Consider the following 23,139-nt stretch of genomic DNA (forward strand, 5'->3'; position numbering starts at 1 on the left):
CGGCCTCCTTGCAGCGGCTACGAAGTGGTGGGCAGTTCGGGGAAGTGGCAGGCGCTCGGATGGCCGGCCCCGATGCGATCGATCAGGGTGGGTGTCTCCTGCGCACAGACATCCTGGGCCTTCCAGCAGCGGGTGCGAAATCGGCAACCCGACGGCGGGTCGGCCGGGCTCGGCACGTCCCCGGTGAGCGTGATGCGGTCCCGCTCGTCCCGCCCCACCGGCGAGGGCACCGGGATCGCGGACAGCAGCGCCTGCGTGTACGGGTGGGTGGGGCGGGTGAAGATGTCCGCCCGGGTGCCCGTCTCCACGATGCCGCCCAGGTACATCACCGCGACCCGGTGCGAGATGTGCCGGACGACGGACAGGTTGTGGGAGATGAACAGGTACGCCAGGCCGAGCCGGTCCTGCAGGTCCCGCAGCTGGTTGATGACCTGCGCCTGCACCGAGACGTCCAGCGCGCTCACCGGCTCGTCGAGCACGAGCAGCCTCGGGTTGAGCGCGAGCGCCCGGGCCAGCCCGACGCGCTGGCGCTGGCCGCCGGAGAACTCGTGGGCGTAGCGGCGGGCGTGCTCGGGGCGCAGGCCGACGAGCCGGAGCAGCTCGGCGACCCGCTCGGCGCCGCCCTCGGCGTAGCAGCCCTGCACCCGCAGCGGCTCGGCGACGATCTCGTGCACGGTCATGCGGGGGGACAGGGAGGCGTACGGGTCCTGGAACATGATCTGGATGTCGCGCCGCTTCGCCCGCAGCTGCGACTGGGGCAGCCGCGCCAGGTCGGCGCCCTCGAACAGGATCCGCCCGGCGGTCGGCTCGAGCAGGCGCACCAGTAGCCGGCCGGTGGTGGACTTGCCGCAGCCGGACTCGCCGACCAGCGACAGCGTCTCCCCCGCGGCCAGCTCCAGGTCGACGCCGTCGACGGCCCGGACCGCCCCGGCCTGGCGGCGCAGCACGCCCTTGCGGATCGGGAAGTGCTTCGCGAGTCCTTCCACCTTCAGCAGTGGCTGCGTCATGCGAGCTCCTCGTGGAAGTGGCAGGCGCTGCGCCGGCCGTCGCCGAGGTCCAGCAGCGCCGGGCGCTCGGTGCGGCAGATGTCCCGCGCCAGGGGGCAGCGCGGATGGAACGGGCAGCCGGGCGGGGGCGAGGCCATGTTCGGCGGGTTGCCCGGGATCGGGTCGAGCCGGTCCGTCTCCGTGTCCATGCGCGGGAGGCTGGCCAGCAGGCCGAGGGTGTACGGGTGGCGGGGCTTGCCGAAGAGCGCGTGCACCTCGGCGGTCTCGACGACCCGGCCGGCGTACATGACGACCACCCGGTCCGCGAGCTCGGCCACCACGCCGAGGTCGTGGGTGATGAGGATGGTGGCGGCGCCGGTCTCCCGCTGGGCCTTGCGCAGCAGCTGCAGCACCTGGGCCTGGATGGTCACGTCGAGGGCCGTGGTCGGCTCGTCGGCGATGATGAGGTCCGGGTCGTTGGCGATGGCCATCGCGATCATCGCGCGCTGGCGCATGCCGCCGGAGAACTCGTGCGGGTACTGCCGCGCGCGATGGGCCGCGTCCGGGACGCCGACGAGCGCGAGCAGCTCCACCGCGCGGGCCCGGGCCGCTTTTCTGTCCCGCCGGTCCTGGTGCAGCAGCACGGTCTCGGCGATCTGGTCGCCGATGCTGAGCACCGGGTTCAGCGCGGTCATCGGGTCCTGGAAGATCATGCCGACCGGGCCGCCGCGGATCGCCCGCAGCTGCCGCGGCGACAGCCCGCGCAGGTCCTGGCCGCGGAAGGCGAGCGTGCCCGCGCTGACCCGGGCCGCCGGCTCGCGCAGCAGGCGCAGCACCGACATCGCGGTCACCGTCTTGCCGGAGCCGGACTCGCCGACCACCGCGACGATCTCGCCCTCGTGCACCTCGAGGTCGACCCCGTCGACGGCGTGCACGACCGCGTCGTCGGTGTGGAAGTCGACGCTGAGGTTCTCGATCCGCAGCAGCACGGTCATGACTGCCTCGGATCCACGGCGTCGCGCAGGCCGTCGCCGATGAAGTTGACGGCGAGCACGGTCAGCGCGACCGCGACGCCCGGGGAGAGCCACAGCCACGGCTCGGTGCGGATGACGGTGAGGCTCTGCGCGTCGGTGAGCATGTTGCCCCAGCTGGCCGACGGCGGCTGTACGCCCAGGCCGAGGAAGGACAGCGTCGCCTCCAGCGCGATCGCCTGGGCGACGGCGAGGGTCGCGGCCACGCTGACCGGGGGCAGCGCGGCGGGGATGATGTGCCGGCGCAGCAGCCACATCGGGCCGGCGCCGGTGGCCCGGGAGGCCAGGACGTACTCCTGCTCGCGCAGCGACAGCGTCACCCCGCGCACGATCCGGCCGCAGACCGGCCACTGGAACAGGCCGATCGCGATGACCATGGTGACCACGCTCGGGCCGAGGATGCCGGCGACGACCACGATGACGACCAGCGACGGGAACGACATGAACACGTCGGCGATGCGCATGACGAGCCCGTCGACCCAGCCGCCGAGCAGCCCGGCGATGCCGCCGAGCACGGTGCCGAGGACCACGGCGAGGGCGGCCGAGGCGATGCCCACGCCGAGCGAGACGCGCCCGGCGAAGACCAGCCGGCTGAACACGTCGCGGCCGGTGGAGTCGGTGCCGAGCCAGTGCTCGCCCGACGGCGCCGCCCGCGCGGCGAGCAGGTCGATCTGGTTGGGGTCGTGCCCGGACAGCGGCCGGGCGAAGATCGCCGCCAGCACCACGAGGAACAGGAACACGAGGCCGGCCAGGGCCACCGGGTGCCGGCGGAAGCGCCGCAGTGCGCCGCGGCGCGGGACTGCCTCGTCGAGGACCTCCACCTGGATCGTCATCGCAGCCTCACCCTCGGGTCGACGAGCGTGTAGAGGACGTCGGCGAGCAGGTTCGACAGCAGCACGAGGATGGCGATCAGCAGGGCGAAGCCGATGATGACCGAGTAGTCGTGCTGGTTGACCGAGCTCACCGCGAGCTGGCCCATGCCGGGCCAGGCGAAGACCTGCTCGATGACGACCGCGCCCGCGAGCAGCTGGGGCACGTTGGACGCCACGACGGTCAGCAGCGGGATGAGCGAGTTGCGGAAGGCGTGGCGCAGGACCACGCGGCGCGGGGGTGCGCCCTTGGCCTCCGCGGTGCGCACGTAGTCCGCCTGCAGCTCGGTGATCATGGAGCTGCGGACGTACCGCATGAAGGGCCCCGAGTTCCCGAAGCCCAGGATGAGCGCGGGCAGCACGAGGTGGCGGATCGTGTCCAGCAGGCTCGGCGCGGTCGGGTCCGAGATGCCAGACGACGGCAGCCACTGCAGCTTCAGCGTGAAGAAGTAGATGGCGATCAGCGCGACGAAGAACACCGGGATCGACACGGAGCCGAGGCTGACCACGGTCGCGGAGTAGTCGACGACCGAGTTGCGCCGGCGGGCCGCGGCGATGCCGAGCGGGATGGCGACCAGCAGCGAGATGACGAGCGCGACGCCCATCAGCTCGATCGTGGGGCCGATGCGCTCGCCGAGCACCTCGGTGACGGCGCGCCCGTTGAGCAGCGAGTAGCCCAGGTCGCCGTGCAGGGCGCCCAAGAGCCAGTGCCAGTACTGCACGACCACCGACTGGTCCAGGCCGAGCTCGTGGCGCTTCTGCGCGATGAAGTCGGCGCTGCCGGAGTTGAGCTGGTCCGCGGGGACCTGCATGGCGATCGGGTCGCCGGGGGTCTTGTGCACCAGGCCGAAGATCGCGACGGTGATCAGGAAGAAGACCAGCACGTTCACCAGCAGCCGGCGGACGAGGTATGCGCCCAAACTCGCTCACACTCCCTTACTCGTGAGGTGGCCGGGCGGGCGCGCGTGCCCCCGCCCGGCCACGGCCGTCAGCCGGTGATGCTCCAGCTCGCCGGGTCCCAGAAGTTCGCGTCCTGCGAGCCGGGGGCCCGGAAGCCCTGGACCTTCTTGCTCACGCCCCACAGGCCATAGGGGTTGTACAGCCACATGAGGTCGGCCTGCGCGTTCTCCTCGCTCGCGGCCTGGTCGTAGAGGGCCTTGCGCGCGCCGGCGTCCACGGTCTGGTTCGCCTGCGTCATCAGCCCGTCGAGCTTCTGGTCGCAGAAGAAGTTGATGTTGCCACCGGCAGGATACTGCTGCGCGCACGCGGTGATGACGTTGATCGACGAGGAGTCCACGGCGTAGTTGCCGCCGCCGTAGAGCGTCATGTCGTAGGACTTGTCCTTGTAGGTGCCGGCGATCTGGGCCGCCTGGATGTTCACCAGGTTCACCTTGACCCCGACAGCCGCCAGCTCGCTCTGCACGATGGTCGCGGTGGCGTCGCGGTCGCGCTGGCCGTGCACCCACTGCAGGTTCACCGTGCGGTTCGGGTCCCAGCCGGCCTCGGCGAGCAGCTGCTTGGCCTTCTCGACGTTCTTGGCGTAGTCGTTGAGGCCGGACGGCTCGTTGGCCTTGGCGAAGTTGGACAGCCGCACCTCGCCCTTGCCCATGAGGACCGTCTTGACGATCTGCTGGCGGTCCACGGCGTAGAGCAATGCCTGGCGGACGCGGGCGTCCTGGAAGTAGGGCTTGGACTGGTTGAGCGCGATGCGCACGAAGCCGGCGCCGGGCTTCTCCTGCGTGGTGACCCCGCCGAAGCCGGCGACGGTGGCCGCGTCGGTCGGCGAGAAGGAGGCGATGTCGATGCCGCCGTTGCCGAGCTGAGCGGTGGCGACGTCGGACGTCATCGGCTTGAGGTAGACGTCCTTGATCTTCGCCGGGTTGCGGTAGTTCGGGTTCGCGGTGACGTGGACGTACTGGTTCGTCTTGTACTCGACGAAGGTGTAGGGGCCCATGCCGACCGTCGGCTTGCGGAAGAACTCGTTCTTGGCCACGGCGTCGGGGGCGTCCTTGCCGAGGATGTGCTCGGGCAGGATCCACGGGTTGCCGATGACGGCCATCAGCCCGAAGTTGGCCGCGGCGGCCTTGATGACGAACGTGTTGTCGTCGGGCGCCGAGAAGCCCGAGATCGCCGGGCTCTTGCCGGAGGTGAAGTCGGCGACGCCGGCGACGCCGCTGTAGCTGCCCGCGGTGGCGCTGGTCGACTTCGGGTTGGCCAGCAGGTTGTAGGTGAAGAGCACGTCCTTGGAGGTGAAGGGCTGCCCGTCGCTCCACTTGAGGCCCTTGCGCAGGTGGAACGTGAAGGTGGTCGCGTCGGGCGACACGTCGTAGCTCTCGGCCAGGCGCGGCTGGAGCTTGTAGTCCGGGTCGACGGCGAGCAGGCCCTCGTAGACGAAGGACATCACCTGCGAGTCGGCGCCGTTGAGCGGGGCCAGGGGGCTGAAGACGCCGGCCGGCTCCTGGTAGAGGTACACGTTGAGCGACGACTTGCCCGGTGTGGAGGTCGTGTCCGGCTTCGGGCCGGTGCAGGCGGCGACGGCGAGCAACGCCACCGCGGCGGCACCGGCAAGGAACACCCGTTTCATGGGCACCTCTTTGTATCGGGGGGTTGGCACGTGCGAGGGTTGGGCGCGGCCTCAGGCCACCGTGTTGCGCAGTGTTCCCAGCGGGCCGAGGTCGACGGTCATCTCGTCGCCGGCCGTGAGGTATTCACCGGTGGCGGCCCCGACGCCGGAGGGGGTGCCGGTGAGGATGACGTCACCGGGTTCCAGGGTCATCAGCCGCGACGCGTGGGCGATCAGCTCGGCCACCGTGAAGATCATGTCCTTGGTCGAGCCGTGCTGCTTCGTGACGCCGTTGACGTCGAGGCGCACCGGGATCGCCTGGGGGTCGCCGGTCGCGCCGGCGCTGAGCAGCCACGGGCCGAGCGGGGCGAAGCCGTCGCACCACTTGCCGGCGAGCCAGTCGAAGAACCAGACGGCCTTGTCGTCGGTGTCGCGCTCGAAGCCGTAGTCCATGCTGCGCGCGGACACGTCGTTGGAGGCCATGTAGCCGGCCACGTAGTCGAGGGCCTGCTCGGCCGTCACGTTGCGGGCGGTCCGGCCGATCACCACCGCCAGCTCGGCCTCCCAGTCGATCTCGTGGCTCACGTCCGGCAGCGGGATGACCGCGCCGGGGCCGACGATCGAGGTGGGGGGCTTGAGGAACAGCCGCGGCGACAGCCGGCTCTTGTCCAGGGGCTCGCCGCCGGTCTCGGTGACGTGGTCCTGGTAGTTGGCCGCGGCGGCCAGGAGCTTCCCGGGGCGCTGGAGCGGCGCCAGGAGCCGGACGTCGCGCAGCGCGACGCTCGCACCATCCACTGTGGACATGCCGTCGGCGATGAACGCCAGCAGGTCGCCGTCGCCGAGCTCGGCGATCGTCTCGTCGTCCACCAGGCGGCCGTGGCGGACCGCTCCGTCGCGCTCGTAGCTAACGAATCGCATCGAGTTGCACTCCCCGGCCCTCGTTGATGGACTGTTGCGCCGCCTCGACGATCCGCTGCGCGCGGACCGCGTCGCGCGGGCCCAGCTCGGCCCGGCCCGTGCGGATGCCCGCCGCGAACACGTCGAGCAGCGTGTCGACGGTGCCGGGCCCGATCCACGCCCGGGTCGCTTCCCGTGCGGTGCGAACCTCCAGCGCCGGGCGCGTGGCGTCGATGACGAGCACGCCGTGGGAGCCGCTGACGCGGTAGCGGTGCAGGAGCAGGCCCGCGGGGGCGATGCCGTGCACCTGCGGCACCCGGCCCACCACGATGGTGCTGGTCACGCCGTGCTCGTGGTCGAGCTGGAGGGTATTGAGCTGGAGGGTGCCGAGCGGGCCGCCCGTCGCGCGGACCTTCGTCACCGCGAGGCCGAGCAGGTCGCAGACGATGTCGATGGGGTACAGCCCGAGGTTGAGCAGCTCCCCGCCGGCCCCCGAGTCACCGGCGAAGTCGCCGCCGGCCACGATGAAGTCGCACTGGACGTTCCACGGCAGCCCGACCCGGCCGGCCCGGATCGCGGCCTTCGCCGAGCGCAGGGCGCCGCCCAGCCGTTGATGATGGGCCGGGACGACCACGACGTTGTGCTCCTCGGCCAGCGTGGCCAGGCGCTCGCACTCGGCGGCCGTGGCGGCCAGGGGCTTGTCGGCCAGCACGTGGCGGCCGGCCCGGATCTCGCGCTCGATGGCCGCGGCCCGCTCCGGCAGCGGCAGCGCCACACTGACGGCGTCGGCCTCCTCGTCGTCGCCGACGACGGTGAACCCGGGGTGCCGCTCGAACGCGGGACGGTACATGTCGCGCTGGTGGTTCTGGGTCCCGATCCCGGCCTCGCCGAGCAGCCGCACGCGGATCATGCGAGCACCTCGTCGAGGGTCACGCGCTCGCCGGTGGCGATGGACCGCTCCGCGGCGACGCCCATGGCGACCGCGAGCACCGCGTCCTCCACGGGCATGAGCGGCGCCGCGCCCCCGATGCTGTCGAGCCAGGCCCGCAGCTGCAGCGCGAATCCATTGCCCCCGGCGGCCGGCACGAGGGCCGGGCCGTTCTCGGCGTAGAGCACCGCGGCCTCGCCGTCCCAGTCCTGCCGGACGGCACCCCCCGTGCCCGCGACGAACAGCTCGCGCTGGTTGAACGAGCCCGGCCGGTGCGCCCGGCTCATCTCGCACACCGCGGTGGCCCCGTTCGCGTAGTCCACCACCATCTCCAGGTAGTCGTAGATGCCCAGGTCCGCGGCGGTCTGCTTGTGGCCGCGGGCGCTCACGGCGACCGGCCGGGCGTCCAGCCACCAGGTCGCCAGGTCGAGCAGGTGCACGCCGTTGTGCAGGGCGTGCCCGCCGGACCTGGCCGGGTCGGCGACCCAGGCGCTCCAGTCGGGCCAGATCCAGCCGCCCAGGATGGCCAGGCGCACCAGGAACGGCTCGCCGATCCCGGCCACCGCCGCCTTGACCGCGCGGCCGTAGTCGTAGGCGCGGTGCGTGTGGGCGGCCGCGAGGACCAGGCCTTTTCCGGCGAACGCGGCCTGCAGTGCCCGCGCGTCTGCCACCGTGGTGGTCAGGGGCTTCTCGATGAGCAGGTGTTTGCCGGCGCCGGCGACCGCGGCACCGATCTCGGCGTGCGTGAAGTTGGGCGTGCACACGATCGCCGCGTCGATGTCCGGCCAGGCCAGCGCCTGGGCCAGGTCGCTCGCGTGCGGGATGCCGCCCTGCGAGCGGGCGAACGCGGCGGCGCGGCCGGGGTCGACGTCGACGATCCCGGCGATGCGGGCGCCCGGCGTCACGGCCACGGCGGCGCTGTGCGCGTCGGCGATGAACCCGGCGCCGACCAGCAGGATGCCGATCCCGTCACTCGCCACCAGACCTCCCGGCGGTTCGTTTGGAACGTGGTTTCATGTCGCACCATCGTGGGTCGGCCGCGAAGTGCTGTCAAGGTCCACTCGTCAAACATGGAACGTCTTGCCATGTTGTCGCGCGGTGCTCTAGCGTCCCCGGCATGCCCTCTGCACAACGACGGGACTCCCCACTCGGACAAGCGATCGCGGAGCGGGCGGCCCGAGTCATCCCCGGCGGCGTGAACTCCTCGACCCGCTACATCGGCGAGCCGTACTCCTTCGCCGCCGCCGACGGCGCCTACGTGACCGACGCCGACGGCCGGCGCTACCTCGACTACCACGCCGCCTTCGGCGCGATCCTCCTCGGCCACAACCACTCGGTCGTCAACGACGCCGTCCGGGCCGCCCTCGGCGGCGTCGACCTCACCGGGCTCGGCGTGACCGAGGGCGAGGTCGAGCTCGCGGAGCGGATCGTCGAGATCATCCCGTCCGCCGAGTCGATGATCGCGACGATGAGCGGCTCGGAGGCGACCGCCCAGGCGATCCGCCTGTCCCGGGCGGTCACCGAGCGCGACCTCATCATCAAGTTCCAGGGCGGCTTCCACGGCTGGACCGACGCCGTCGCCCGCAACGTCATCTCGGCCCCGGACAAGGCCTACGGCCGCGACCCGCTCTCGCGCGGCATCCTGGACCAGAACATCGACGCCACGCTCATCGCCGAGTTCAACGACCTCGACTCCGTCGCCGGGCTCTTCGACGCCCACCCCGGGCGCATCGCCGCGGTCATCCTCGAGCCGATCCCGCACAACGTCGGCGCGCTGCTGCCCACCCAGCAGTTCGTCGAGGGCCTGCGCACGCTGACCCGCGACCGGGGCGCCCTGCTCATCTTCGACGAGGTGATCACCGGCTTCCGGCACGCGCTCGGCGGCTACCAGCAGGTCGTCGGGGTCACCCCGGACGTGACGACGTTCGGCAAGGGCATGGCCAACGGCTTCCCGATCGGCGGCGTCGCCGGCCGCCGGGACCTCATGGAGCGCTTCAACGGCCGCGGCGGCGACGTGCTCATGGCGGGCACGTTCAACGGCAACCCGGCCGCCTGCGCCGCCGCCCTGGCCACCATCGGCTACCTGCGCGACAACCCGGACTTCTACACCCGCACCCACGCGCTGGGCGCCCGGATGCGCGACGGTCTCGCCGCCATCGTCGCCGAGTTCGGCATCGAGGCCACGGTGGCGGGCTTCGGCGGGGTGTTCGCGCTGTACTTCGCCAAGGCCCCGATCCTCGGGTACCGCGATCTCATGCGCAACAACGACGCCGCCTACGTCGCCTTCCACCGCGGCATGACCGAGCGCGGGTTCCTCATGCTGCCGATGGCCCTCAAGCGCAACCACGTGAGCGGTTCGCACACGGCGCAGGAAATCGACCTGACCCTCGAGGCCGCCCGCGAGGTCCTCGCCTCCCTGCGCCCGCTGCTGGAGGCCTGATGATCCTCAAGGGCCCCTCCGGTCTCGCGAAGCAGGCGCCGGACGTCGCCGAGACCGTCGCCACGGTCATCGCCGACGTGCAGGCGCGCGGCGACGAGGCCGTGCGGGAGTACTCCGAGAAGTTCGACCACTGGTCCCCGCCCAGCTTCCGGCTCGCCCCGGAGGAGATCGAGCGGATCGTGGCCGGCGTCGACGCGCAGGTCCTCGACGACATCCGCACCGTGCAGCGCAACGTCGGCGACTTCGCCCGCCGGCAGCTCGAGTCGCTGCGGGACTTCGAGGTCGAGACCATGCCCGGGGTGTACCTCGGGCAGCGCTCCATCCCCGTGTCCGCGGCGGGCGCCTACGTCCCCGGCGGCCGCTACCCGCTCGTCGCCTCCGCGCACATGACGGTCGTGACGGCCAAGGTGGCGGGCGTGCCCCGGGTGGCCGCGTGCACCCCGCCGATCCGCGGCGAGATCCCGGCGGCGACGGTCGCCGCGATGCACCTGGCCGGCGCCGACGAGATCTACCTGCTCGGCGGCGTGCAGGCGGTCGCGGCGCTGGCCGTGGGCACGCCGTCGATCGCGAAGGTGGACCTGCTGGCCGGGCCGGGCAACGCCTACGTCGCCGAGGCCAAGCGGCAGCTCTTCGGCCGCGTCGGCATCGACCTCTTCGCCGGCCCGACCGAGATCCTCATCGTCGCCGACGACACCGCCGACCCGTTCATCGTCGCCGTCGACATGCTCAGCCAGGCCGAGCACGGGCCGGACTCCCCCGCCATCCTGGTCTGCTCGTCGGAGCGGGTCGCCCGCGAGGCCCTGGCCCACGTCGAGGCGCTGCTGCCGGGCCTGGCGACGAACGACTACGCCGGCCCCGCGTGGCGCGACCACGGGCAGGTCATCGTGACCGGCACGACCGACGAGGCCTTCGCGGTGGCCGACGGGTTCGCGGCCGAGCACGTGCAGGTCCTCACCGCCGAGCCGCGCCGCGCCCTGACGCTCATGCACGACTACGGCGCGCTCTTCCTCGGCGAGGCCACCTGCGTCTCCTACGGCGACAAGGTCATCGGCACCAACCACACCCTGCCGACGCGGGGCGCGGCGCGGTACACCGGCGGCCTGTGGGTCGGCAAATACCTCAAGACGGTGACGTACCAGGAGGTGCTTTCACCGGATTCGAGCGCCGAACTGGGCCGTCTGTGCGGCCGCGCGGCCCGCGTCGAGCTGTTCGAGGGCCACGCGCGCTCGGGCGACGTGCGTGCGGCGAAGTACGCCGGCGATCCCCTGCCCTGGGCCCCACCCGGTATCTTCTCCGCATGATCTTCGACGACGGCCAGCGGGTCCTGTTCATCGGCGACAGCATCACCGACTGCGGGCGGACCGGCCCGCTGGCCCCCTACGGCGACGGCTACGTCAACCTGCTCCGCGCCCTGGTCACCGCCCGCCACCCCGGGACCGGCCTGACCTGGCTGAACCGGGGCGTCTCGGGCGACACCGTCCGGCACCTGCGGGCCCGCTGGGCGCGCGACGCGGTGGCCGAGCGCCCGGACTGGCTGTCCGTGATGATCGGCATCAACGACGTGTGGCGCGCCTTCGGCGACCGCCCGCACGAGGCCGTGCCGATCGACGAGTACGAGTCGACCCTGCGCGGCCTGCTCTCCGAGCTGGACTGCCGGCTCATCGTCGGCACGCCCTACTTCATCGAGCCGGACCCGACTGACGCGCAGCGCGCCCAGAGCGACCGCTACGCGGCCGTGGCCCGGCGCATCGCCGCCGACTTCGGCGCGCTGCTGGTGGACACGCAGGCCATGTTCGACGGGCTGCTCGAGCACCGCGGCGCCGAGGCGTGGGCCCCGGACCGGGTGCACCCAGGCCTGGAGGGTCACACGGCCCTGGCCCTGGCCTTCCTCGACGTCATCGAGTCGAAGTAGGGTCGACGAGCAGCTTCGGGCCCGGCCCGGCCGTCGCGGGACGGCGGCCGGCCAGGGCCTCGGCCACCGCGTCGAGGGCGATGGTCGCGCCGACGAGCGGGCGCGGGTCGACGGAGCCGTCCGCGAAGGCGGCGATCGCGCCCGGCAGCCCGGCCGAGGCGCCCAGGATGCCGACGACCGTCACGTCCTTGAGCGCGATCTCCCGCGTGTCCACGGTGCTCGGCACGCCCGACAGCCCGATGTAGACGATCCGGCGGCCCGGCTCGACCAGGTCCAGGGCGAGGCTCGGGGCGCCCGGGTCGTTCGTGGCGTCGATGACCGCGTCCCACGTCCGGTCGGTCGTCCGGTGGCTGTCGAATCCGAGGGAGCGGGCCAGGGCGATCTGATGGGGCTCGCGGCCCAGCAGGTGGACCTCGACGCCCCGGGCGCGCGCGAACAACGCCGCCAGCAGGCCGATCGTGCCGGTGCCGAGGACCAGCAGGCGCTCGCCGGGCCGCAGCCGCGCCGCTTCGACGCTGCGCAGGGCGTTGCCGCCCGGCTCGACCAGGGCGCCGAGGGTGGCGTCCAGCGACCCGGGCAGCCGGTGCAGGGTGTGCGCCGGGACGGTCAGGCGCTCGGCCAGGGCCCCGGGGACGGCGCCGCGGATGCCGACCTCGTCGCGGTCCGCGCACACATGGTGGCGGCCCGAGCGGCAGCGCGTACATTGTCCGCAGCCGATCATCGTGTCGCCCGTGACGCGGGCGCCCAGCCATCCCGGGTCGGTGCCGGGGCCGAGCGCCGTCACGGTGCCGCACCACTCGTGGCCGGGGCGCACCGGGTACGTCGTGATCCCGGTCTGCAGATAGCTCAGCTCGCCGGTGAAGAGCTCGACGTCGGTGCCGCAGATCCCGGCCCGCTCCACGTCGACGAGCACCTGGCCGGGGCCGGGCACCGGGTCGGGGACCGTGCGGACCTCGGCCGCGCGCGGGCCGGTGAGGACTAGCGCGCGCACGCCGGCGGCACCCACATCGGCGTCGGCAGGCCCCGCGCTCCCACGGACGCGGTGAACAGGCGGCCCGCGTCCGGGAACTCCGCCCGGCGCTCCCGCGGCATGCCCCGCGCCGCGGTGGTGATCACGAGGACGTCGCCCGCGAAGGCGACGCTCGACGCGTTCGGCGCGGGGACCGCCACCACGGCGAGCAGCGCGCCCGCCGGGGAGCGGCACTCGACCCGGGCGCCGCCCCAGACCGCGATCCACAGGTTGCCGTCCGCGTCCACGCACATGCCGTCGGGGTGCCCGTCCGCGATCGTGAGCAGGTCGCGGCGCTCCCCCACGGCGCCGGTGGCCACGTCGTAGTCGCGCACGTGCACGACCCCGGGCAGCGTGTCGACGCTGTAGAACAGCTCGCCCGACGGGCTCCAGGCCAGCCCGTTGGACAGGTCGAGATCGGCGTCGAGCACCGTCACGCCCGTGTCGTCGAGCCGCACCAGGACCTCCTCGCCGCGACGGTCGTCCTGGGCCAGGCTGCCGACGAGGAAGCGGCCCGCCGGGTCCACGGCTCCGTCGTTCAGCCGGCTGTCGCGCTCCTCGGGCAGCACCCGGGCGACCGTCGAGCGGGTGCCGTCCAGGGCGACGGCGGTCAGGGTGTGCCGCTCGGCGACGAGCAGCGAGCCGTCCCCGGCCACGGCGACCGCCCCGACGGTGTCGTCGAAGGTCCAGGAGCGCCCGGTCCGCACGCCGTCCTCGAGGAAGCCCTCGTGCACGGTGTTGGCCAGGATGTCGACCCACAGCAGCCGGGAGCGGGCCGCGTCCCACACGGGCCCCTCGCCGAGCGCATAGGAATCCGCCGAAGCCGGGGTGGCGCTGAACTCCATCTCCGGATAGTAGCCTCGGAGGATGCCCGCACGACGCAGCGCGCAGTGGTACGCCGGCGACGACCGCAACGCCTACATCCACCGCGCCTGGATGCGCCGCGGCCTGCCCGGCGACGCGTTCGACGGCCGCCCGCACATCGCGATCGCCAACACCGCCAGCGACCTGACCCCCTGCAACGCGCACCTGGACGAGGTCGCCCGCAGCGTGGCCAACGGCGTCTACGAGGCCGGGGGCATCCCGCTCGACCTGCCAGTGATGTCCCTCGGCGAGACGCAGGTCCGGCCGACGGCGATGCTGTGGCGCAACCTGGCCGCGATGGCGACCGAGGAGATGCTGCGGGCCAACCCGATCGACGGCGTGGTGCTGCTCGGCGGCTGCGACAAGACCATCCCGGCGCTGCTCATGGCGGCGTGCTCGGTCGACCTGCCGGCGGTGGTGGTGCCGGGCGGGCCGATGCTCACGGGCACGTTCCGCGGGGTACCGCTGGGCTGCGGCACCGACGTGTGGAAGCTGTCGGAGGAGGTGCGGGCCGGCACGCTGTCCGAGCGCGCGTTCCTGGACTCCGAGTCGTCGATGATCCGCAGCCGGGGCCACTGCAACACGATGGGCACGGCCTCGACGATGGGGCTGCTCGCCGAGGTCCTCGGCATGACGCTGCCCGGCATCGCCGGCATCCCGGCCGCCGACAGCCGCCTGCTCGCCGCCGCCCACGCGACCGGCGTCCTCGCCGTCGAACTGGTGGACCGGGAGCGCCGGCCGAGCACCGTGCTGACCAAGGCGTCCTTCGAGAACGCGATCGTCGCCCTGGCCGCCCTGGGCGGGTCCACCAACGCCGTCGTGCACCTGCTCGCCATCGCCGGCCGCGCGGGCGTCGAGCTCACCCTGGACGACTTCGACCGGGTCGGCGCGGCGGTACCGCTGCTGGTGGACCTGCAACCGGCGGGCCGTTTCCTCATGGAGGACCTGCACCGGGCGGGCGGCCTGCACGCCGTGCTCGCCGAGGTGTCCGACCTGCTCGACCCGGCGGCGCTGACGGTGACCGGCCGGCCCCTGCTCGCGGCGCTGACCGAGGCGGCGATCTGGGACCGCGAGGTGATCCGCCCGCGCGCGCAGCCGCTGCGCCCGGCCGCCGGCATCGCCGTCCTGCGGGGCAACCTCGCCCCCGGCGGCGCCGTGATCAAGCCGGCCGCCGCCTCCCCGCACCTGCTGCGCCACCGCGGCCCGGCGGTCGTGTTCGACTCGGTCGAGGACCTGCACGCCCGCCTCGACGACCCCGGCCTGGACGTCACCGCCGACTCGGTGATCGTGCTGCGCGGCTGCGGGCCGAAGGGCTACCCGGGCATGCCGGAGGTCTCGAACACCCCGATCCCGGCGAAGCTGCTGGCCCTGGGCGTGCGGGACATGGTGCGGGTGTGCGACGGGCGGATGAGCGGCACGGCGTACGGCACCGTCGTGCTGCACGTCGCCCCCGAGGCGGCCGCGGGCGGCCCCCTGGCCCTGGTCCGCACCGGCGACATGATCGTCCTGGACGTCGAGGCGCGCACGCTGCACTGCGAGGCCGACCTCGACGCGCGGGAGCCGTCACCGCAGTTCCTGGCCGCCCTGGCCCAGCCGCGGCGGGGCTGGGAGCGCCTGTACGTCGACACCGTGCTCCAGGCCGACACCGGCGCGGACCTGGACTTCCTGGCCGGCGCGAGCGGCGACCGGGTCGCCCGCGAGTCCCACTGAACCCCGCGGCGCGGCCCGGCGCCGGCTATCGCATGTGGCCCGTCAGTCCCGTGGCGTGCATCTCGTACGCGCTCTCGGCGTGCGTCACCAGGTCCAGCCCCGCGTGCTCGTCCTCGGCCGCGACCCGGAAGCCGACCAGCCGGTCGACGCCCTTGGCCACGAGCCACGTCACGCCGAACGCGTACACGGCCACGACGAGCACCGCGAGCGCCTGGCGCCCCAGCAGGTCCACCCCGCCGCCGTAGAACAGCCCGTTCGGGCCGCCGGTGACCGCCGCGGTCGCCAGCAGCCCGATGAGCAGCGTGCCGATGAGCCCGCCGACGCCGTGCACGCCGGCCACGTCGAGCGAGTCGTCGTAGCCGAGGCGGTACTTGAGCCCGACCGCGTAGGCGCAGGCGACCCCGGCGACCGCGCCGATGGCGAGCGCCCCGAACGGGTTCACCGACCCGCACGACGGGGTGATCGCGACGAGCCCGGCCACCGCGCCCGAGGCCGCGCCGAGCGTGGTCGGGTGCCCGTCGCGGAACCGCTCGACGAGCAGCCAGCCGCAGACCGCGGCCGCCCCGGCGACCTGGGTGTTGAGAAACGCCATCGAGGCCGCCCCGCCCGCGGTCAGCGCGGAGCCGGCGTTGAAGCCGAACCAGCCGAACCACAGCAGCCCGGCGCCGAGCACCACGAGGGGCAGGCTGTGCGGGCGCATCGGGTCGGACCGGAAGCCCAGCCGCGGGCCGAGCACCAGGGCGAGCGCGAGGCCGGAGGCGCCCGAGTTCACCTCGACCACCGTGCCGCCGGCCAGGTCGAGGATGTGCAGGTGGGTGGCGATCCAGCCACCGCCGAAGACCCAGTGTGCGATGGGCACGTAGACGACGAGCACCCACACGGCCACGAAGCCGATCCAGGCGCCGAACCGGGCCCGGTCGGCGATGGCGCCGGAGAGCAGGGCCGCGGTGATGACGGCGAACATGAGCTGGAAGGAAGCGAAGGCGGGGGTCGGTACCGTGCCCGTGAGGTCGTGCATCCCGACGCCCGCCATCCCGGCGTGGCGCAGCGAGCCGATCAGCCCGCCGACGTCCGGGCCGAACGCGAGGGAGTAGCCGGCCAGCACCCACACGACGGTGACGACGGCCAGGCAGGCGAAGGACATCATGAGCATGTTCAGCGCGCTCTTCACCCGCACCATCCCGCCGTAGAACAGCGCCAGGCCCGGCACCATGAGCAGCACCAGGGCGGCGCTGACCAGCAGCCAGGCGGTGTCACCCGCGCTGAACCCCTCCGGCATGTGTCCCCCTCGATCTTCGACGGCCGCGTCAGCGTGCCCGGCGAGCGTTTCGCTGGGAACTCGCACAAGTTTCCGAGGTGTTACCTATGTCGCAGATCAGTTACGTGCTCGTCATGCGGGAAGGGGGAAGGATGGCCACCGATAGACGCTCCGCACCCCTGCAAGCACGGAGCGTGATCATTGGGGAGGTGCAAGGCAATGTGTGGAATCGTCGGCTGGGTCGCCCTGGGTGCCCCCGAAGGCCGTGATCTGCGCCGCGAGACGGCCGCCGTGCGGGCCATGACCGGCACGATGGCGCTGCGCGGCCCCGACGCCGAGGGCCTGTGGGTGCGCGAGCACATCGCGTTCGGCCACCGCCGGCTCGCCGTCATCGACCTCGTCAGCGGCGACCAGCCGATGACCGTCGAGCACGACGGCCGGGAGCTCGCCGCGATCACCTACAGCGGTGAGCTCTACAACTACCGCGAGCTGCGCGAGGAGCTGCGCGGGCGCGGCCACGCGTTCAAGACCGACAGCGACACCGAGGTGGTGCTGCGGGCCTACGTCGAGTGGGGCGAGGACTTCGTCGACCGCCTCAACGGCATGTACGCGTTCGGCATCTGGGACGCCCGCCGGGAGCACCTGCTGCTGGTGCGCGACCGGATGGGCGTCAAGCCGCTGTACTACTACACCGGCATCGCCGGCTCCGTGCTCTTCGCGTCCGAGCCCAAGGCCGTCTTCGCGCACCCGCAGGCCGAGGCGGTCGTGGACATCGAGGGCCTGCGCGAGCTGCTCGCGTTCATCAAGACCCCCGGCCACGCGATCTACCGCGACCTGCACGAGGTCGTGCCCGGCGAGATCCTGCGGGTCGACGCGGACGGGCTGCACCGCCGGCAGTACTGGCGGCCGTCCTACGCCGAGCACACCGACTCGCTCGACACCACCATCCGCACCGTGCGGGGCCTGCTCGACGACATCGTGGCCCGCCAGACGATCGCCGACGTGCCGCTGTGCGCGCTGCTGTCCGGCGGGCTGGACTCCTCGGCGACCACCGCGCTCGCGCAGGGGGCGCTCGCGGCGCGGGGCGAGGGCCCGCTGCGCTCGTTCGCCGTCGACTTCGTCGGGCAGACCGAGCACTTCAAGCCCGACCCGATGCGGGCGACCCCGGACGCGCCGTTCGTGCACGACGTGGTCAAGCACGTGAACGTCGACCACGAGGACATCGTGCTCGACGCGGCCACGCTCATGGACCCGCTCAGCCGCAACGCCGTCGTCGCCGCGATGGACCAGCCGACCTTCGGCGGGGACATCTACACGTCGCTGTACCTGCTGTTCCGGGCCGTGCGCGAGCACTCCACGGTGGCGCTGTCGGGCGAGGCGGCCGACGAGGTGTTCGGCGGCTACGCCTGGTTCCACCAGCCGGCCGTGATCCAGTCCGAGACGTTCCCGTGGCTGGCGGTCTTCAGCCTGGCCAACCCGGGCGCGGACGCGTCCAGCGGCGCCCTCGACCAGGGCCTGCACGAGGCGCTGCGGCTGACCGAGTATCGCGAGGCCGCCTACCGCACCGCGCTCGCCGAGGTCGACCACGGCGACGACCCCGACCCGCACAACCGGCGCATGCGCGAGATCTCCTACCTGCACCTGACCCGGTTCGTGCAGATCCTGCTGGACCGCAAGGACCGCATGAGCATGGCGCACGGGCTCGAGGTGCGGGTGCCGTTCTGCGACCACCGGCTGGTGCAGTACGTCTACAACACCCCGTGGTCGATGAAGACCTTCGACGGCCGCGAGAAGAGCCTGCTGCGCGCCGCGACCGCGGACGTGCTCCCGGCGTCGGTCGTGGCCCGGGTCAAGAGCCCGTACCCGTCCACCCAGGACGAGCGCTACGAGCGGGCCCTGCGCGAGGCGGCCACCGTGGTCGCCGCCGACTCACCCGCGTCCGCCCTGCTCGACCGGGCCAAGGTCGGCGAGCTGGTCGCGTCGCCCTACGAGCACGACGGCTTCGGCCTGGCCCGCCGCCAGATCGAGCAGATCCTGGCCCTGGACACCTGGCTGCGGCACAGCCCGGCGCGCCTGGAGCTCTAGCGGATCCGGAGCTCTAGCGGATCCGGCCGAACAGCGGGTGCGGGCTCACCTTCACGCGGGGCGAGCCCGGCCCGAACCAGGGCGCCTCGCGGATCCCGCGCATCGCGTCGCGGCGCCGCCCGGCGTCCATCCGGTCGATGAACAGCACCCCGTCCAGGTGGTCGGTCTCGTGCTGCAGGCAGCGGGCCAGCTCGCCGGCGCCGACCACCTGGACGGGGTCGCCGCGGTCCGAGAAGCCCTTGGCCACGACGTGCTGCCGGCGCACGGTGTCGAAGTAGAGCCCGGGCATCGACAGGCAGCCCTCGGGCCCGTCCTGCTCCTGCTCGTCGGGGAAGTCGAGCACCGGGTTCACCAGGTGCCCGCGCACCCCGTCGACGTGGAACACGAACGCCCGCAGCGCGACGCCGATCTGGTTGGCGGCCAGGCCCGAGCCGCGCTCGGACTCCAGGGTGTCGAAGAGGTCGCGGACCAGCCGGCGCAGCTCCGCGTCGAACGTCGTGACCTGCTCGGTCGCGGTGGTCAGCACCGGGTCGCCGAAGATCCGCACCGGAACCACGCTCATGCTCGACTCCTTTGCATTGTGCTTTGCAAACGAGCATACTTTGCAAGGTGATCGACCGACAGGCCCATCCGGTGCGCACCGCCCTGGTCACCCTGCTGCGCGAGCGCGGGACGCTCACGTCCACCGAGGCCGCGCGGGAGCTGGGCGGCAGCTCCGGGCTCTACTCGTTTCACCTGCGGCAGCTGGCCCGCTACGGCGTGGTCGAGGAGGTGCCCGCCGAGGGCCGCGCGAAGCCCTGGCGGCTCGTCGGCGAGGCCCCTCCTTTGCAAAGCACGCTCAACCGCGGTCTCGAGGACGAGAGCTACCAGCACTGGCTCGCCGTGCGCGACCGAGCCCCCGCGCGCTGGCGCCGCGACCAGGCCTTCAGCGAGGTCGTGTACCTGACGCCGGAGGAGCTGACCGAGCTCGGCAACGCGGTGCGGGCGCTCATCGCGGGGTACAGCGGCCGTCCGGCGCACAACCGCGGACCCGTCGCGGCCGTCGCGCGGTTCTTCCCCCTCGTGGAGCCCGCGGACTGAACTCAGGCCACCACGCGGCGGGTCCACTGCTGGTTGGTGCCGCCGTTGCACGTCCACTGCAGGCCGGCCGCCCCGTCGGCGGTCGAGCCGTCGGCGATGTCGAGGCACTTGCCGCTGTGCCGCGCGACGATCCGCACGTAGCCGGAGCCGGCGCTCTGCACCTGCCACTGCTGGTTGGCGCCGCCGCCGCAGGTCCACTGCAGCACGGTCGCCCCGTCGGCGGTCGAGGCGCCGCTGACGTCGAGGCACTTGCCGCTGTGCCGCGCGACGAGCCGCACGTAGCCGGTGCCGAGATCCTGCACCGTGAAGCGCTGGTTCAGCCCGGTTCCGCAGGTGTACTGCAACGTGCGCGCGCCGTCCGCGGCCGAGCCCGAGCTCACGTCGAGGCACTTCCCGCTGTGCCGCGCGACGAGCTGCTCCGCGGGCCCGGCCGTCGCGGACACGGTTCCGGCGGCCGCGTCGATGCTCAGCTGCGGCGCCCACGCGAGACCGAGGCCGGTGCTGCTCGGGAACGACAGCGGCAGCCAGACGTACTGCGAGTCGTTCACCGCTCCGCCCCACGCGCCCGCCCACCGGTCGCCGAGGTAGAGGTACGCGCTGCCGACCTGCAGCACATAGGCCGTCTGCGAGCCGAATGCCGTGTTGTCGCCGACGGTGCGCAGGGCGCTCCAGGTGCCGGTGACGCTCGTGGCGGTGCCGTACTGCTGCTGGTTCGGGGCCCAGCCGGTGGCGGCCGACGTCAGCAGGAAGTACACCCCATTGCGCTTGAACATCGCGGGCGCCTCGCGCGACGAGCCCGGCCACAGGCGCTGGACCCGGGCGCTGACCGCGAGGTAGTCGCTCGTGAGGCGGTAGACGTGCAGGTCGGCGTTCTCGTTCGCGGCCGAGATCATGTAGGCGGTGCCGTCGTCGTCGCGGAAGAGCGTGATGTCGCGGCTCATGTAGTCCAGCGGGCGGAAGCTGCCGCGGTACGTGTACGCCCCGTCCACCGTGGACGACGTGGCGACCGCGGCGCGGGCCTCGCCGTAGTCGGTGCCGTTCTCCTTGTGCATCCACATGACGAACTGGCCGGTCGAGCTGTTGTAGATCACCTTGGGCCGCTCGATCTTCGCCGACCCCAGCTCGGCGGCGGAGGACTGGGTCAGCGCGTGGTTGCGGAACTCCCAGGTGCGCAGGTCGGTGGAGCGGTAGACGTCGACGGAGCGGAAGGTGTCGTCGGCGTTGCGGTCCTCGCCGAACCAGTAGTAGTACGAGCCGGCCTTGACGACCCCTCCCCCGTGCGCGTGCAGGAGGTTGCCCGCGGTGTCGCGCAGCTGCACTCCACTTTGGACGGTGACGGCCGCTGCGTGGGCCGGCGCGGCGGCGACGAGGACGGTGGCGGCGGCGATCAGCAGCGCGAGCAGTCCTCGTGACATGGCGGTGTCCTTCATGCACCCATGGCAGCGTCCGCCGCGACGGGCACACCAGGAACCGAACAGAACCGTTCAGACTCGAACCGTTCCGTTCCCCGGCCCGCCGCGCTCAGCGGGTGCCGGCGGGGTCACGACTCCGACGGGAGCAGCTCGGGCGACGGGGAGACCGCGCGCGCGAGCATCAGCCGCCACAGGGCGAGCTGCACGACCGACAGCCCGAGCGCGTACGGCATCAGCGTCCAGATCCCGACATGCTGGGCGAGCCAGCCGGTCAGCCACGGCAGGGCGGCCCCGCCGAGCAGCGACACCCCGTTCATGACGCCGATCGCGGTCGCCATCAGCCGCGGCGGCACCAGCTGCGGCGTGACCGCCATCGCGGTCGGGAACAGGGGGCCGAGGAAGAACCCGAGCAGCACGAGGCCGGCGGTGGCCAGCGATGCCGTCGGCAGCGCCCACAGCGCCGCGGCCACGGCCGTCACGCCCGCGAGGCAGGCGGTGGCCATCCCGGCCGCGCTCATCCCGGCCCGGGTCGCGATCGGGCTGATGAGGAACCGGCCGAGGGTGAGGCCGAGCCAGTAGCCGCTGACCGTGTACCCCGCGATCACCCCGGACTCGCCGTGCACGCGCATCAGGAAGCTGTACGCCCACGTGCCGACGCCGATCTCCAGCCCGACGTACACGGCCAGGAACGCCGACCCGAGCACCACCGCGGGGCTGCGCAGCGTGTCGCGCAGCACGCCGGTGGGGCGCGGCGCGGCGGCGCGCTCCGCGGCCGGGGCCCGGCGCGGGTACGCCACCAGGAACCCCGCCGCCAGCGGCGCGCACAGCAGGCCGAGCACCAGCCACACGGCGGTCCAGGACAGGTACTGCAGCAACCAGGCGGCCAGCAGGGGCCCCAGGAACGCGCCCACCCCGAAGAACGCGTGCAGCCGGTTGAGCAGCGTGGTCGAGTTCGGCAGCTCGGCGAGGAAGACGTTGAGGATCGACTCGAGGACCCCGGTGCCGTAGCCGACGAGCAGCTGGACGGCGACGAGGACCGCGAACGGGGGCCGCACGGCGGTCGCGACCGCCCCGAGGGCGTAGACGGCGATGCCCGCGGCCAGGGCCATCCGCACGTGGAGGCGGTGCAGCAGCGCCCCCGCGGTCGCCCCGGCCGCCATGTACCCGGCCGAGCTGGTGAAGAACGTGAGGCCGATCGTGGCCTCGTCGACGCCGTAGTCGCGCATCTGGGACACGATGAGCACCCCGCCGACGCCGGCGTTGAGGCCGACGAGCACGAACGTGGCGTACGAGAGCAGGACCGGCGCCCAGCCCGGGCGGCGCATGAGGTTCACCGCCGCATGGTACGGGCGCCGCCCGGCTGCGCTACTGCGATGTGCCCGCGACCACGGGGCCGACGTGGGCCAGGCCGACGCCGTCGGCCGAGCACACGGTCTGCGGGGCGGGCACGAAGTCCGCGGCGGTCTCGTCGGGCAGGTACACCCGGTAGCCGCGCACCTGCACGGGCTTGCACTCGTCGCCGAAGTTCCCGGTCTGCGGGCTGCCGACCTGCGCGTGCGCGGCCTTGCCGGGGGCCAGCTCGACCCGCTTGGGCGAGACGGCCGTGTCCCGCTCGGCGGGCTTGTTGACCTGCTGGCCGCTGTCCCCGGTGACCCAGGAGACGCCGGGGAACCCGTAGACCGTGCACGTCCGCGACGACGTGTTGGTCAGGACGATCCAGGTGTACTGGCTGCCGGCCGCGCCGCCGCCCGGGGCGTCCTGGACGGCGAGCCTGACCTCGCCGTGGTGGCAGCGGCCGGAATCCCCGCCACCGCCGCTGCCGCCGGTCGGGCTCGCCCCGCCCGACGGCTCGGACGCGCCGCTCACCGGCGGCGCGTCCGAGGGTGCCTGGCTCCCGGGCAGTGCCGATCCACCGGGCGCGGCCGAGCCATCGCCGTCCGAGCCGCAGCCCGCGGCGGAGCCGAGCAGCAGCGCGAACGGTGCGATCGCGAGCAGCGCTCTGGTACGCGTCATCATGTGCACCTCCCAGTGTCGTTACCCCATGTGGCAAGTCGCAACCACCGGGCCCGTCGGGGTGCACACTGGAATCACGGTT

Annotated in this window: 21 protein-coding genes; 6 read left to right on the forward strand and 15 right to left on the reverse strand. The window is 72.8% G+C overall.

Features of this window, described 5'->3' with window-relative positions; all coding sequences use genetic code 11:
• Nucleotides 1-17: 17 nt before the first annotated feature.
• From ABT369_RS21655 to ABT369_RS21690, 8 genes are all read right to left on the reverse strand, one after another.
• Nucleotides 18-1,007, reverse strand: coding sequence for an ABC transporter ATP-binding protein (locus ABT369_RS21655; protein ID WP_350614310.1), 990 nt, complete (start codon nt 1,005-1,007; stop codon nt 18-20).
• Nucleotides 1,004-1,981: an ABC transporter ATP-binding protein gene (locus ABT369_RS21660; RefSeq protein WP_350614312.1), complete on the reverse strand. Its 978-nt coding sequence runs from the start codon at nt 1,979-1,981 to the stop codon at nt 1,004-1,006. The genes ABT369_RS21655 and ABT369_RS21660 overlap by 4 nt, the downstream gene beginning before the upstream one ends.
• Entirely contained in the window at nt 1,978-2,850 is an 873-nt protein-coding gene (gene opp4C, locus ABT369_RS21665; RefSeq protein ID WP_350614314.1) for an oligopeptide ABC transporter permease, read from the reverse strand. The genes ABT369_RS21660 and opp4C overlap by 4 nt, the downstream gene beginning before the upstream one ends.
• On the reverse strand, nt 2,847-3,806 hold the full coding sequence (locus ABT369_RS21670; RefSeq protein ID WP_350614316.1) for an ABC transporter permease: 960 nt from the start codon (nt 3,804-3,806) through the stop codon (nt 2,847-2,849). The genes opp4C and ABT369_RS21670 overlap by 4 nt, the downstream gene beginning before the upstream one ends.
• Before the next feature lie 68 nt (nt 3,807-3,874).
• Complete coding sequence (locus tag ABT369_RS21675; RefSeq protein WP_350614317.1) at nt 3,875-5,470, reverse strand: ABC transporter substrate-binding protein; 1,596 nt, start codon at nt 5,468-5,470, stop codon at nt 3,875-3,877.
• A gap of 51 nt (nt 5,471-5,521) precedes the next feature.
• Entirely contained in the window at nt 5,522-6,367 is an 846-nt protein-coding gene (locus ABT369_RS21680) for a fumarylacetoacetate hydrolase family protein (RefSeq protein WP_350614319.1), read from the reverse strand.
• Nucleotides 6,354-7,256, reverse strand: coding sequence for a Gfo/Idh/MocA family protein (locus ABT369_RS21685; RefSeq protein ID WP_350614321.1), 903 nt, complete (start codon nt 7,254-7,256; stop codon nt 6,354-6,356). The genes ABT369_RS21680 and ABT369_RS21685 overlap by 14 nt, the downstream gene beginning before the upstream one ends.
• Entirely contained in the window at nt 7,253-8,254 is a 1,002-nt protein-coding gene (locus ABT369_RS21690; protein WP_350614322.1) for a Gfo/Idh/MocA family protein, read from the reverse strand. The genes ABT369_RS21685 and ABT369_RS21690 overlap by 4 nt, the downstream gene beginning before the upstream one ends.
• A gap of 215 nt (nt 8,255-8,469) precedes the next feature.
• On the opposite strand from ABT369_RS21690, the gene ABT369_RS21695 reads away from it, so the two are divergent.
• From ABT369_RS21695 to ABT369_RS21705, 3 genes are read left to right on the forward strand one after another with little or no spacing between them, the layout of a single operon-like run.
• A complete protein-coding gene (locus ABT369_RS21695; RefSeq protein WP_350614324.1) occupies nt 8,470-9,714 on the forward strand; it encodes an aspartate aminotransferase family protein in 1,245 nt (414 codons plus the stop codon).
• The gene (gene hisD, locus ABT369_RS21700) at nt 9,714-11,015 is read left to right on the forward strand and encodes a histidinol dehydrogenase (protein WP_350614326.1); all 1,302 of its coding nucleotides are present in this window, start codon (nt 9,714-9,716) and stop codon (nt 11,013-11,015) included. Before ABT369_RS21695 ends, hisD begins: the two co-directional genes overlap by 1 nt.
• On the forward strand, nt 11,012-11,626 hold the full coding sequence (locus ABT369_RS21705) for an SGNH/GDSL hydrolase family protein (protein ID WP_350614328.1): 615 nt from the start codon (nt 11,012-11,014) through the stop codon (nt 11,624-11,626). Before hisD ends, ABT369_RS21705 begins: the two co-directional genes overlap by 4 nt.
• On the opposite strand, the gene ABT369_RS21710 is transcribed toward ABT369_RS21705, so the two are convergent.
• Together ABT369_RS21710 and ABT369_RS21715 are read right to left on the reverse strand one after the other, a co-directional pair.
• Nucleotides 11,610-12,617, reverse strand: a complete 1,008-nt coding sequence (locus ABT369_RS21710) for a zinc-dependent alcohol dehydrogenase (RefSeq protein ID WP_350614329.1) — start codon at nt 12,615-12,617, stop codon at nt 11,610-11,612. The genes ABT369_RS21705 and ABT369_RS21710 overlap by 17 nt on opposite strands.
• On the reverse strand, nt 12,605-13,480 hold the full coding sequence (locus tag ABT369_RS21715; RefSeq protein ID WP_350614331.1) for an SMP-30/gluconolactonase/LRE family protein: 876 nt from the start codon (nt 13,478-13,480) through the stop codon (nt 12,605-12,607). Before ABT369_RS21715 ends, ABT369_RS21710 begins: the two co-directional genes overlap by 13 nt.
• Nucleotides 13,481-13,502: 22 nt before the next feature.
• Here ABT369_RS21715 and ABT369_RS21720 point away from each other — a divergent pair, with 22 nt between their 5' ends.
• Nucleotides 13,503-15,209, forward strand: coding sequence for an IlvD/Edd family dehydratase (locus ABT369_RS21720; protein WP_350614333.1), 1,707 nt, complete (start codon nt 13,503-13,505; stop codon nt 15,207-15,209).
• 25 nt (nt 15,210-15,234) lie between these two features.
• Here ABT369_RS21720 and ABT369_RS21725 read toward each other — a convergent pair whose 3' ends face one another.
• Complete coding sequence (locus ABT369_RS21725) at nt 15,235-16,488, reverse strand: ammonium transporter (RefSeq protein WP_350614334.1); 1,254 nt, start codon at nt 16,486-16,488, stop codon at nt 15,235-15,237.
• A 198-nt stretch (nt 16,489-16,686) separates the two neighbouring features.
• Between ABT369_RS21725 and asnB the strand changes: the two genes are divergently transcribed.
• Nucleotides 16,687-18,552 carry an asparagine synthase (glutamine-hydrolyzing) gene (gene asnB / locus ABT369_RS21730; protein WP_350614335.1) on the forward strand — a complete coding sequence of 622 codons (1,866 nt, stop codon included), beginning with the start codon at nt 16,687-16,689 and terminating at the stop codon, nt 18,550-18,552.
• 13 nt (nt 18,553-18,565) lie between these two features.
• On the opposite strand, the gene def is transcribed toward asnB, so the two are convergent.
• On the reverse strand, nt 18,566-19,114 hold the full coding sequence (gene def / locus ABT369_RS21735) for a peptide deformylase (protein ID WP_350614336.1): 549 nt from the start codon (nt 19,112-19,114) through the stop codon (nt 18,566-18,568).
• Between the two features lie 47 nt (nt 19,115-19,161).
• Here def and ABT369_RS21740 point away from each other — a divergent pair, with 47 nt between their 5' ends.
• Nucleotides 19,162-19,632: a winged helix-turn-helix domain-containing protein gene (locus ABT369_RS21740; protein WP_350614337.1), complete on the forward strand. Its 471-nt coding sequence runs from the start codon at nt 19,162-19,164 to the stop codon at nt 19,630-19,632.
• Between the two features lie 2 nt (nt 19,633-19,634).
• On the opposite strand, the gene ABT369_RS21745 is transcribed toward ABT369_RS21740, so the two are convergent.
• The 3 genes from ABT369_RS21745 to ABT369_RS21755 form a co-directional block, all read right to left on the reverse strand.
• A complete protein-coding gene (locus ABT369_RS21745; protein WP_350614338.1) occupies nt 19,635-21,047 on the reverse strand; it encodes an RICIN domain-containing protein in 1,413 nt (470 codons plus the stop codon).
• Between the two features lie 125 nt (nt 21,048-21,172).
• On the reverse strand, nt 21,173-22,369 hold the full coding sequence (locus ABT369_RS21750) for an MFS transporter (RefSeq protein ID WP_350614375.1): 1,197 nt from the start codon (nt 22,367-22,369) through the stop codon (nt 21,173-21,175).
• 40 nt (nt 22,370-22,409) lie between these two features.
• Nucleotides 22,410-23,057, reverse strand: coding sequence for a DUF4232 domain-containing protein (locus ABT369_RS21755; protein WP_350614340.1), 648 nt, complete (start codon nt 23,055-23,057; stop codon nt 22,410-22,412).
• Nucleotides 23,058-23,139 lie beyond the last annotated feature (82 nt).

The organism is Dactylosporangium sp. NPDC000244 (assembly GCF_040300725.1).
In the GTDB taxonomy this organism is placed as follows: domain Bacteria; phylum Actinomycetota; class Actinomycetes; order Mycobacteriales; family Micromonosporaceae; genus Dactylosporangium.